At 65.7% G+C, this 11,966-nt stretch carries 8 protein-coding genes; 6 read left to right on the top strand and 2 right to left on the bottom strand.

Annotated elements, in window-relative coordinates; translation table 11 throughout:
- Positions 1 to 8: 8 nt before the first annotated feature.
- Complete coding sequence (locus tag ACLMAJ_RS04690) at positions 9 to 479, bottom strand: MarR family winged helix-turn-helix transcriptional regulator (RefSeq protein WP_412012231.1); 471 nt, start codon at positions 477 to 479, stop codon at positions 9 to 11.
- A 184-nt stretch (positions 480 to 663) separates the two neighbouring features.
- Here ACLMAJ_RS04690 and ACLMAJ_RS04685 point away from each other — a divergent pair, with 184 nt between their 5' ends.
- The 6 genes from ACLMAJ_RS04685 to ACLMAJ_RS04660 all read left to right on the top strand — a co-directional run bounded on the left by ACLMAJ_RS04685 (position 664) and on the right by ACLMAJ_RS04660 (position 7,621).
- Positions 664 to 2,394 (top strand): fumarate hydratase, encoded by a 1,731-nt coding sequence (locus ACLMAJ_RS04685; RefSeq protein WP_412012230.1) that lies wholly within the window; start codon positions 664 to 666, stop codon positions 2,392 to 2,394.
- Positions 2,395 to 2,465: 71 nt separating this feature from the next.
- Positions 2,466 to 2,924, top strand: a complete 459-nt coding sequence (locus ACLMAJ_RS04680) for a hypothetical protein (RefSeq protein WP_412012229.1) — start codon at positions 2,466 to 2,468, stop codon at positions 2,922 to 2,924.
- Between the two features lie 216 nt (positions 2,925 to 3,140).
- The gene (locus ACLMAJ_RS04675) at positions 3,141 to 3,572 is read left to right on the top strand and encodes a hypothetical protein (RefSeq protein ID WP_412012228.1); all 432 of its coding nucleotides are present in this window, start codon (positions 3,141 to 3,143) and stop codon (positions 3,570 to 3,572) included.
- 518 nt (positions 3,573 to 4,090) lie between these two features.
- Positions 4,091 to 4,615 carry a M15 family metallopeptidase gene (locus tag ACLMAJ_RS04670; RefSeq protein ID WP_412012227.1) on the top strand — a complete coding sequence of 175 codons (525 nt, stop codon included), beginning with the start codon at positions 4,091 to 4,093 and terminating at the stop codon, positions 4,613 to 4,615.
- Between the two features lie 80 nt (positions 4,616 to 4,695).
- Positions 4,696 to 5,967 (top strand): metallophosphoesterase, encoded by a 1,272-nt coding sequence (locus tag ACLMAJ_RS04665; protein WP_412012226.1) that lies wholly within the window; start codon positions 4,696 to 4,698, stop codon positions 5,965 to 5,967.
- Positions 5,968 to 6,439: 472 nt separating this feature from the next.
- Positions 6,440 to 7,621: a cytochrome P450 family protein gene (locus tag ACLMAJ_RS04660; protein WP_412012225.1), complete on the top strand. Its 1,182-nt coding sequence runs from the start codon at positions 6,440 to 6,442 to the stop codon at positions 7,619 to 7,621.
- Positions 7,622 to 7,738: 117 nt separating this feature from the next.
- Here ACLMAJ_RS04660 and ACLMAJ_RS04655 read toward each other — a convergent pair whose 3' ends face one another.
- A complete protein-coding gene (locus ACLMAJ_RS04655; RefSeq protein WP_412012504.1) occupies positions 7,739 to 11,965 on the bottom strand; it encodes a TIGR02680 family protein in 4,227 nt (1,408 codons plus the stop codon).
- Between the last annotated feature and the right edge of the window lies 1 nt (position 11,966).

Below are 11,966 nucleotides of genomic sequence, written 5' to 3'. Positions count from 1 at the left end.
CGGCCGGGTCAGTCCGGGGCGTCCGCTCTGCGGTGGTGGGCGAGCAGTGTGTCGTAAATGTCTGCGAGCGCGGCGAGTTGCCGACGGTCCAGAATGTCGACCATATGTCTTCGCACGCTGTCGACGTGGGCGGGAGCCGCGGTCGAGAGGACGTCGTTGCCGCGCGGCGTCAGCCGGGCAGCGGTGCGGCGGGCATCGTCTGGGATCGGCTCGCGCGCCACGAGGCCGCGCTTCTCCATCCTGGTCATTTGATGCGAGAGTCTGCTCTGTGACCACTCCAGCTTGGCGGCCAGATCGGCGAAGGTCAGGCGATGATCCGGCGAATCGGCGAGGAAGGCCAGCACCGAGTACTCGACGTAGGTGAGGTTCGACTCGCGGGACGAGTCGCGCCCGACCGCCGCGGCGATGAGGTCTCGGGTGCGTACGAAGCCTAGCCACGCACGCATTTCGACGTCATCGAGCCACTGGGGATCGGTCACGATAGCGCTCCAAACTCTGACGTATCAGATAAATTGTCACGTGCCAGCAGGCCGGCCGACAACTTCTCAGAACTGAGAGTTAGCACCACTGGGTTGAACGTGCAACCTAATTGGAGTGATGCTAGATGTTAGGACTGCCTAAGCAGCGGTCGGGTGGGGTGCGATGGATAGGCTTCCTGTGCTCATGACCAGCCGTGGCCGGTTTCCAGCCGCAGGCAAGCCCGAAGGAGTGCGACCCGTGACCGCGCCGGATTTCCGCTATTCAGATCTGCTGCCGATCGGCGCCGACGACACCCCCTATCGATTGGTCACCACCGAGGGCGTCAGTACCTTCGAAGTCAACGGCCGGACATTCCTGCAGGTCGAGCCCGAGGCGCTGCGGCTGCTCACCGCCGAGGCGATGCACGACATCAGCCACTACCTGCGCCCGGCGCACCTGTCACAGCTTCGCAAAATCATCGATGACCCGGAGTCGAGCGGCAACGACCGCTTCGTCGCGCTCGACCTGCTCAAGAACGTGAACATCTCCGCGGGCGGCATTCTGCCGATGTGCCAGGATACCGGCACCGCGATCGTGATGGGCAAGAAGTCCGAGGGTGTGCTGACCGGCGCTGACGACGCCGAATGGATCAGCCGTGGCGTATTCGACGCCTACACCGAGTTGAACCTGCGCTATTCGCAGCTCGCGCCCATCACCATGTGGGAGGAGAAGAACACCGGGACCAACCTGCCCGCGCAGATCGAGCTGTACTCGACGCAGGGCGATGCCGCACAGCCGTCCTACAAGTTCCTTTTCATGGCCAAGGGCGGCGGCTCAGCCAACAAATCGTTCCTGTACCAGGAGACCAAGGCGGTCCTGAACCCCGAGCGGATGCTGGAGTTCCTCGCCGAGAAGATCCGTTCGCTCGGCACCGCGGCTTGTCCGCCGTACCACCTCGCGGTAGTCATCGGCGGCACCAGCGCCGAATTCGCTTTGAAGACAGCGAAATACGCCTCGGCACATTACCTGGACACGCTGCCGACCGAGGGGTCCATGGCGGCGCACGCCTTCCGTGATCTCGAACTGGAGGAAGAGGTCTTCAAGCTGACCCAGTCCTTCGGCATCGGTGCGCAATTCGGCGGCAAATACTTCTGCCACGATGTGCGCGTTGTGCGCCTGCCCCGGCACGGCGCCAGCTGCCCGGTGGCGATCGCGGTCTCCTGCTCGGCCGACCGGCAGGCCCTCGCCAAGATCACCCCGGAGGGTGTGTTCCTCGAGCAGCTCGAGCGCGAGCCCGCGCACTACCTGCCCGAGCAGACCGATTCCATCCTCGGTGGCGACGTGGTGCAGATCGATCTGAACCGGCCGATGGCGGATATCCGCGCGGAACTGTCGAAATACCCGGTGAAGACCCGGCTTTCGTTGACCGGGCCGCTGGTGGTGGCGCGCGATATCGCACACGCCAAGATCAAGGAACGCCTCGACGCGGGCGAGCCGATGCCGCAGTACCTGCGCGATATGGCCGTCTACTACGCGGGCCCGGCTAAGACCCCCGAGGGTTACGCATCAGGCTCGTTCGGCCCGACGACCGCGGGCCGGATGGACTCCTACGTCGACCAGTTCCAGGCCGCGGGCGGCTCGTTCGTCATGCTGGCCAAGGGGAATCGCTCGGCCCAGGTCACCAAGGCATGCAATGAGCACGGCGGTTTCTATCTCGGCTCCATCGGTGGCCCTGCCGCCCGACTCGCGCTGGACTGCATCAAATCCGTCGAGGTACTCGAGTACGAAGAGCTCGGCATGGAAGCGGTCTGGAAGATCGAGGTCGAAGACTTTCCCGCGTTCATCGTCGTCGACGACAAGGGCAACGATTTCTTCGCCGAAACGCAGAAGCCCATCGCGCTGCGGGTACGGACGCGCTCTCGAGAGCGCGTCTGACCGCGCGTCGCTCTGTGAGGAATCGGAACGCGGCCACTGTGTTTCGTTCGAGAGAGAGGTCGACGTTGTCCATGAGAACCATGGCCCCGAGTAAAGCCAGGCGCGCGGTGACGCGAACCATCGCCGCAACGGTGTTTGCGCTCGCTCCGGCCGTGGTCATCGTGCCGGCGTCCGCCGATACTTGTCGGCCGTCAGAAATCGGCTGCACCCCCGGCACTGTCACCCCCGGCACTGTCACCGACGGCTTCGGCGCCGACGGCTACGACGCGTTCGGGCGCGACCGATCCGGCCGCGACCGATCCGGCTACGACGCGTTCGGGCGCGATCGATCCGGCCGCGACCGATTCGGATATGACGTGCTCGGTCTGGACGTGTTCGGCTACGACCGATCCGGCTACGACCGGTGGGGCTATGACCGGAGCGGCTACACCAGGCAGGGCTGTGCCCGTTCCGGCGAGGACCGGCCCGACGCCGACCACGCCGCATGTGAGCAGGCGCGTAAGGCCCTTCCATCGACCGGCAGTTCCTGACATCCAGCTGGCGGGCCCGCTAGCTGGCCACGATCACCACCGGCGAGAATCGTTGGCAATGAACAGCTCCTGTGGCTGGGCGTTTCGACCGCCACCGAGGGCATCTACGCGGACACGGCAATGTCACCCCGATCGCCGGGGTGGTGTGCCGTCGCAGCGGGCACTCTCGAGCGAGTACGTCGTCGCAGAGGTGTGTCATGGAGGTCGAGGAGGACAATGAATACGTCGTTTCGTATCTCGGAATCAGCCAGCCGCCGATTGGTCGAGCGTGCCGGACGTGAGGGAACCAGTTCGATCGCATTGCTCAGTCGCCTGATCCGTGAGGGGTTCGACCAGCTCGACCACCCCGGGATCGTTTTCCGCGGCCCCATCACCGACCGCCGTGCGGTACTCGCGGCCGGGCCGAATGTGTGGGAAGTCGTTGCGCGACTGCAGGAACTCGACGGACCGATGGAACGCCGGATCGCGGTGCTGAGCCAGCAATCGGATCTGCAGTCTCGCAAGATCGAGATCGCAGTCGCCTACGCTCGCGACCACGGCAATGAAATCGTTGAGCGAATTGTCCGGAATCGTCGACTACCCGGTCCTGAAGGACGCGGGTTTGCTGCTCATCTCTCCAGCTGGCTGCTAGAGGAGTGGCTGCTTTAGGCACGGTCGACTGGGCGGCCCGATAGTACTTGTGTCCGAGTGCGGCAAGCCGGGTTTCCTTCCTGCGCACGCGAATCCGGCACCTCGTAGGCGCCCGGACTGTTACGCGTGCTCGGGCGATACAGAATCAGCTTCGCGCCTGGCCTCGAGGAGTCAGGCGAGGAGATCGGGTAAAGGCACCGCAGGTTCCCGGGATTCAGTCATACCTATGCTTCATCTAAGTGATCCACAACACTGGAATAGATTGTGGACAACGGTCATTCCTGTGGATAACACGCTGGCGGACACGCCGATTCGACCTTGCTGACCGGTAACTCCTTACGTGCGACCTGGATTCCGGACAGCGGTGTTTCGAGGACAGGGTGCTGTCACTTCGTTCGCTGACATGTTGCTGAATCTCCCCGCGCCATTGCGAGGCGTACTTCGTGCCCGCATGCGCCCGAGCGGCTCGGGCCGCGTTCCGTCGGTTGATCGAGGCTTAGGGCGAACTGCCGCTGGAAGCTACTAGTATCGCCCGCATGTTGCTGAAGCGCGGAGTGTGGAGGAATCGGTTCCTGCTCGGCCTGCCCGTCGCCGTACTGCCCGCGATTGTCGCCACCGCGATCGCGTCGCCGTCCGCGACCGCCGCTCCGGTCGATCAGCAGGTCGCGACGGGGTCCTCGATCGGGACCGAAGGGCTGGAGCCCGGCCTCGCGCTGGCTTATACGATGGCGCAGAACCAGGCGGAAGCCGAGGGCGTGGATCTGTCGATCACCTCGGGGTATAGGACCCCCGAGCAGCAGGAGGAGCTGTGGCTCGACGGTTTGCGGACCTACGGCAGTCCCGATGTGGCGCGGCGCTGGGTGCTGCCCCCCGCCGAGTCGACGCATGTGTCGGGTAAGGCGATCGACGTGGGGCCGCGCGGTGGCGCGCAGTGGCTGGAGGTGAACGGTAACCAGTGGGGGCTGTGTCGGATGTACGAGAACGAGTGGTGGCACTTCGAGCTCGCCACGCTGCCGGGTACGGCATGTCCGCCGCTGCGTGCGGATGCGAGCGAGCGGTAGTTCCAGATTCCTTCGTCGCTGTCGTTTCGCCATTCATTTCGATTCGGCTTATCGACCTCGACTCGACATAGAGTGATCCTGTGGGCGTGGTGGTCGTTGTCGTGGTGGTCGTTGCCGGGGGAATCATCGTCGTTGGTGCATTCGGCGGACTGCACTGGTACTTATGGCGTCGGCTCGTGTGGGAGACGACGGTGCGCGGGTCGATCGCCCGGCGAGTAGGTACCGGGGTGATCGCCGCGGGGCCGGTGCTGTTGATCGGTGCGTTCGTGGCCGAACGGGCAGGTATTCCGTTCCTGATCGTCCAGATCATCGCCTGGCCCGGCTATATGTGGGGTGCGCTGTTGGTCTATCTCTTGCTGTCGCTGCTCGTGGGCGAGCTGGTCCGGCCGCTGTTGCGGCGGTGGATCGCCCGCGTGAACAGCTCCGCGACATTAGTCGCGGCACCCGAGGACGTCCTCGTTCCCGCAACCGGGGTGTCCGACGCTGCGACGCGAGATCGACAACAGCAGCTGGAACATCCCGCGCCGGTTTCGCGGCGGCTCTTCGTATCTCGTGCGGTGGGCGGTGCGGCGGCGCTGGCTGCGGTGAGCACCGTCGGCTATGGCACCTACGGCGTGCTGTCCGGTCCGCGGGTGAAGCAGTTGACTGTGCCGTTGGCGAATCTGCCGCGCGCCGCGCACGGATTTCGGATCGCGGTGGTCAGCGATATTCATCTCGGTCCGATTCTCGGCCGCGGGTTCGCCGATCGGGTGGTCGATACGATCAACGGCACACAGCCGGATCTCATCGCTGTGGTGGGCGATCTGGTCGACGGAAGCGTCGAACACCTGCGGTCGGCGGTCGAACCGCTGTCGCGACTGCACGCGCGACATGGCGCTTTTTTCGTCACCGGCAATCATGAGTACTTCTCCGGAGTCGAGCAATGGACCGAGCACGTGCAGGAACTCGGAATGCGTCTGCTGGCGAACAGCCGTGCCGAACTGCCTTTTTTCGACCTCGCGGGCGTCAACGACATTCAGGGTGAACGTATCGGTCATGGGCCGGATTTCGTCGCAGCGCTCGCAGACCGTGATCTCGCGCGCACGGCGGTGCTGATGGCGCATCAGCCGGTGCAGATCCACGCCGCGGTCGAGTTCGGCGTCGACCTCCAGCTGTCCGGCCACACTCACGGCGGTCAGATCTGGCCCGGCAATATCCTTGCGGGCCTCGCCAATCCGACCGTCGCGGGCCTGGAACACTACGGCGACACCCAGCTCTACGTCACCCGTGGCGCGGGTGCGTGGGGACCTCCGGTCCGGGTGGGCGCTCCCTCCGATATCACCGTGATCGAGCTCGCGTCGAAGCAGGCGTAAACGTGTCAACGTTCGGTGCCCCAATACAGGGAAATCTCGCTCCGGCCTGTCCGTTCGGCGGTGATCGCCGTGCTCGGACATGGCCGGTGCGTTGGACCTACGGCTACGGATCAGCAGACCTTACGGAGCGGGCTGGGTAGTCGGGGTATCATCGAGCGGAATGTTCGAAATATGCTGTGGTCGAACAGATTTGACTAACCAGTCGGTTTCGGGCAGGAGTTCGAAGGTTGCGCTGATCAAAGGAGCTACGTGAGTAGGGGATTTACGAAACCCGCAGCACTCCGGCAGCAATCTGGAACGATTGTGTCCGTTGGCGCCGAAGCCGATGCCGATTCACGTACCTCGTCGTCAGTCCAATTCGTCGTGAGGAGCCACTCTTGACTATGTCATCGTCCCTGGCAAATTCAACGACACAGCCTGACTGTCGGTCAGTTCGACTCTCAGCGTCGGCTGACCTCGTCGGCCCACGCAGGTGACGCTGTCCTCGGCCGAGTTCGCGGCGGATCCGCACCGCGCCTACCAGGAGATGCGATGCCACCATGGTCCGCTGGTGCCGGTAGAGATAGCACCTGGCGTCCCGGCGACGTTGGTGATCGGCTATCGCGAGGCACTACACATCCTGAGTGACCCCACGCGTTTTCCGGCCGACCCGAGGGTCTGGCAGGCCAAAGTACCAGCGGGTTGCCCGGTTTTGCCGATGATGGAGTGGCGGCCGACTGCGTCCCGGACTGCGGGCGAGGAGCATGCCCGGTTCCGGCGTGCCAACACCGACAGCCTCGACAAAATCGATCTGAACGCTCTGCGCGGCGAGGTCGAGTACGCCGCGACGTTGCTGATCAATAGTTTCTGCGAGATGGGTTCCGCCGACCTGCTCGGCCAGTTCGCGATCCCACTCGCCGCGCACGTGCTCAACGAACTGCTCGGCCTCTCGCCGGAGGTAGGTGAGGCCGCGTTCGAGGCGCTGGTGATGCTGCGCAGCGCGGAACCGGCTTCGGCCGAGCGGGGCAATCGGGCACTCATCTCGACGATGCTGGAGGCGATTTCGGCCAAGCGGATGGCCCCTGCCGCCGATGTGACGTCGTGGCTGCTGGAGCATCCCGCCGACTTGGACGAAACAGAGATGGTGCAGCAGTTGGCGATGTTGTACGCCACCGGTACCGAACCGACAGCGAACCTGATCGTGAACACGTTGTTGTTGATGGCGACCGACGACAGGTTCGCCAATGAGCTACTCGCAGGAACCCTTTCCACCCGGGACGCGATCGATGAGGTGTTGTTCACCGATCCACCATTGGCGAACTCATGCTTCAGCTATCCGATTCAGCCGCAAATAATCGGCGAGGCAATGCTGCCGATACATGAACCGGTCGTGATCAGCCTCGCGGCATGCAACAACGATCCCGCGGTGGTGAATGGTGATCACACCGGGAACCGTGCGCACCTGGCATGGGGTGCTGGTCCACACGCATGCCCGGCCCAGTCACTGGCGACGGTAATCGTTCAGGAAGCGCTCGACCAGTTACTCGATGCGCTACCCGAGATCCGGCTGGCCGTGCCCGCCGAGCAGCTGGAGCGACGACCGGGTGGTTTCCACCGCGCGTTGGCGGCGCTTCCGGTCACGTTCCCGCCATCCTCACCAATGAATCTCAACTGAGGAACACTGTTGCGCTGACGGTTCACCGGTACTCGTCAACGACGAGTACCGGTGAACCGGTTCCAGGGTGTGCTGAGTTGCGCGAATTGAAAGGCGTGCAGCTCTCGCGCCGATCGTTCAGCTGACCTGCACGGTGTCGGTCCTCTTGCTGCCAGGCATGTCAGGCAACGCGAGCCCCCCTTCGATGGTGTTCGGAACCCTCCGGCGATTGGGGGAGCCCAGCGCGGTGGTGAGGTCGGTGCCGTCGTGTTCGGCGAGGAGGTCGCCGCTGTCCCAGACCAGAAGTGTTGCGCTGACGGTGTTTTCGGCGGTGGAGTGGGCCAGGTCGTAGTGGGCGCAGCCGGGGACGTGAGTGTAGGTGATCCAGAGGTCGTAGCCGGTCATGAACAGGTCGAGGTCGAATTGGACGCTGAGGCCGAGTAGTTCGCTGCGGCCGTTGTCGTCGACGCCCGCGAAGGCTTCGTCCAGGGCCAGTAGGCGAGGGGCCTGGGGGTCGGCGGAGTCGAGCATGACGTGGGCGGCGGCGAACAAGGGCAGATGCAGTGATACCGATTGTTCGCCGCCGGAGAGGGCGCTGTGGCGTGCGACGGTGAGTTTGTCTTCGCTGCCGTCGGCGGAGATGAGAGTAAAGGAGAACACGCGCCAGGTTCGGTAATCGAGCGTCGCGGCGAGGATTTCGGGGTAGGAGCGCTCCGGGTGGGCGGCGCGGGCGGTGCGGATTTCGGAGGCGAAGTGGGCCCGGATCGAGGCGAGGTCCTCGGCGACCAGCGATGAGGAGTCACGATCGAGCAGCTTGCACATGGCGCGCGCCGGGTCCGAGAGGGAGTCGGCGAGCACCCAGTGCACGCCGATGGTGTTGCCGGAGGACATTCGCCGCTGTTTCATCTCCGAGCCCATGCGGGCGATGAGATCGCGGGCGTCGCTGGTGCGTTCGTGGATCTGCTGGGCGAGACCGGTCAGTAGCGCGTCCTCGAGGATGCGCCGTTCGGCATCGGTGAGCAGTAGTTCCTGGTCGTGGCGGGCCTGGTCGATGCGGGTCGCGAAATCCGCCAGCGCCGAAAGGCCATGGTCGTCTTGGACCTGGACGACGGTGAGTCCGTCGGCGGCGTCCCACTGCAATCGGTAGTCGCGCCCGCAACCGGCGAGCGCGGCGTCGAACTCTTGCAACGCCGCGGTGACCGCGCTGCGAGTGGACTTGCGGGTGGCCTCGCCAGCGCGCACCGATGACGTTGCCGTAGAGAGGTTTTCGAACAGTTCGGCGACTTCCTCCGGCAGCACCTGCGGTTCGGCCTCGGGGCCCGCCGCGGCGATCCGGTACAGCAGCTGTTCAGGCGTCGACCAGGCGGCCGCACTGCTCGGCCAGCGGCCGTCAGCGGGCGCGCCGAGCAGCGTGAGCAGATCCGGTTGTGCGTAGGGGGCAAGGCTTTTCACGTCCGCGAGCACCTCGGTGAGCGCGGTGCCGAGCGATTCGTGTGCGGTGCGGTAGGCGGCCTCGGCATCGCCGACAGCTTCGATCGCCTCGTTGGCCGCCTTGCGCGCGGACTTCTGCTCGGCCCTCGTCGCCTCGATCTTTTCCCGCGCCTGCTCCAGTTCGTGGTCGATGTCGGCAGCGCCCGCGCCGAGCGCCTCGCGCAGTGTCTCCAGTTTGCGCAACTGTTCCTGGTACCCGGCCTGTGCGGCCTCGGCCTCCTCGGCGAAGGCTTCGGCGAGATCGCGGGCCTCGTCGAAGCGGTCGATGCCTTCGCGTTCGCGTTCACGCTCCCGTTCATGGTCGGTGCGCAAGCGCAGCAGGCCAGTTCCGGTGTTCTCGAAGTGTCGGATGGCGGCGGCCAGCGCATCGATGTCGCGGGCGTCGCGCGGGGTGCGGTGCTCGATGGCGATGGCGCGCAGCTTCTTCTCGATCGCCGATCCGTCGGTGACAGCTTGATCGAGGTCGCGTTCGGCTTGCTGGACTGCCTCGGACCTGGACCGCATCATGCCCGCGGTCTCCGACACCACACGCAGCGCGGCCGCCACCGCTGTCGGGCGGGGTAATGCTTTGGCGGCAGCGGATATTCGCGCGAGTTCGGCGGCGGCTGCGGCCTCCTGGTCGCTGGCTCGGGTGCGCAGCTGCTCGGCCGTGTCGATCGCCGCCGCCAGTTCGGTCATGCGGATCTCGCGGCGCGTGGCGCGGGCAGTGGCGCCGATGAACTCGGCGTCGGACTTGTGGTGGCGCCCGACCTGAACGCCGTGCCGGAAACCGCCTGTCGTGCTGACCGCGACGCCCGCACCGAGATCGGTGTCGCTGTCGTGCAACGCGATCGAGGCGAGTACCTCGGCGACCACCTGCGCGGGGACCGTGAGTTCGTCGGAATTGTCCTCGACGACAAGGACATCGGCGAGTGTGCGGCCCGACGGCCTTGCATCGGCGGGCAGCGGGACCAGAAACTGGTCGGAGTCGTAGTCCGACGGCAGTTCGGATTCGGCGCAGACCCAGCTGTCGAGCAGGTCCGCGGCATGCACCGCCGCCTCGATGCCCGCTGCCGCCGCCGGAGTGACGTCGTCGGCGAAGCGCACCAACCGCCACAGCGGTGCGCCCGGCCTGCCCGCCCTGGCACCGGTACGAGCGGCGAAAACCGGTGGCGCCTCGTCGCGTTGGGCGGCGACCAAATCGCGTTCGGAGGTGAGCTCGGCGATCCGTTCGCCTGCCGTTGCCGCCGTGGCACGTGCCGCCTGGCGGCGGTTGCGGACCTCGTCCAGCAGCGGTTCGGCGTGCTCGGCGAGGACCTCGGACATACCTGCGGCCTCATCGGTTCCCGCGTGCGCCAGCGCGGCATCGAGCGCCCCGAACAGGCCTTTCTCGATGGGGGAGTAGACCTCCCGATGCGCGTCCCACCAGCCACGCAGCGCCCCGGAGGCCTCGGTGCGTGCCAACACCACGGCGGCCTCGGCGTGCGCGACCTCTGCCGCCGCCGACTCCCGCAGCTCCCTTGCCCGTTCGGCCAGACGCTCGGCCCTCGTGCGTTCGGCGGAGGCGGAATCCATCAGACCGAGCGCCTTGCGGACCGCACGCACATCCGCGTCGCGTTCCTCGGCCTGTCCGCGGACCGCCGCGGTGAGCTGGTCGGCGCGGGTCTGCTCGGGCAGCGCGGTCCAGTTGATCCCCGCTTCTTCGGCCGCGGCACGCAGCTCATCCTCGCCGCGGGCCAGTGCGGCGGCCGCGTTGCGCACCGATGTCTTGGCGCGTTCGGCTTCCTGACCGCGCTGGTCGAGAGTCTGTCGCGCCTTGAGCGATTTGTCGCTGTGCACACTGGCGGAGGTCTCCAGCCTGCGTACCGCGTCGGCGAGATCGTCGAGCTGCTGCTTGCCCTCGTAGGCGCTGGATCGCTGCAACGTTTCCCGGTCGGAAAGGGCCTGTTCGTAGGCGCGGTCGGCGTCCTCGGCCCGCTCCTCGGCGGCCCTGCGTTCACCCTCGCGCCGCTCGCGCAGTGCGGTCGCGGCGAATAATGCGGTGCCCGCGTGGGTGACCGCGTCGAGTCGCCCGCGCACTTGGTCGACATCTGTCTTCGCCTGTACCGCAAGATATTTGCGGTACACACCAACGAAGGCCCTGGTCGCGGTGTCGGCGTGGACCAGTCCCTCGAGGGTGCGGCCGACCTCTTCCATATCGCTGAAAGATCGGGCGGCGTCGAGGATCAGCTGCTCGTCGAGTGGCCGCAGACCGTCGGTCAGCGCCTGCGAAAGGCCGCGTGGGTCGAGGTTCTTGGCCAGCTGCGGGCGGCGCAGCGTGAGGATCAGGTTGATGAGCTGGTCGTAGCGCTGGGTGCCCAAACCGAACATGCGCGCGTCGATGGCGGTGCGGTATTCGACGGGGCGATCGACGATGGCATCGGTGCCGATCTGCTCGGCGAGCTGCTTGCGCGTCAGCGGCCTGTCGTCGGGCCCGATCAGCGAAAAGTCCACGCCCGCACGGCCGTCGGCGACAAAATACCAGCGGGTGACCTTGTCGGAGGAGCGAGTCGCCCGCATCCCGATGCCGACGGTCACCACCTCGGGGGCGTCCCAGCTGCCGCGCGCGAACTCCATCCACACATACGAGTAGGCCGATTCCTGCTTGCGGTACAACAGGTTCGACTTCATCGTGCGCTCTTCACCGGCGAACGGGTTGAGCCTGCGCGGCTCGATCCTGCCGTCGAGCACGAACGGGAACAGCACCTCGAGTGCTTTGGTTTTTCCAGAGCCGTTGGGGCCGCGCAGTACCAACCTGCCGTCGGCGAAACAGAATTCCTGATCGCGGTAGTCCCACAGGTTGACGATCCCGGCGCGGGTCGGGACGAACCGCACTCCGCCATGAATGAGCGACATC

Source organism: Nocardia arseniciresistens (assembly GCF_046764875.1).
Taxonomy (GTDB): domain Bacteria; phylum Actinomycetota; class Actinomycetes; order Mycobacteriales; family Mycobacteriaceae; genus Nocardia; species Nocardia arseniciresistens.
This window is presented reverse-complemented; position numbering and strand designations above follow the sequence as displayed.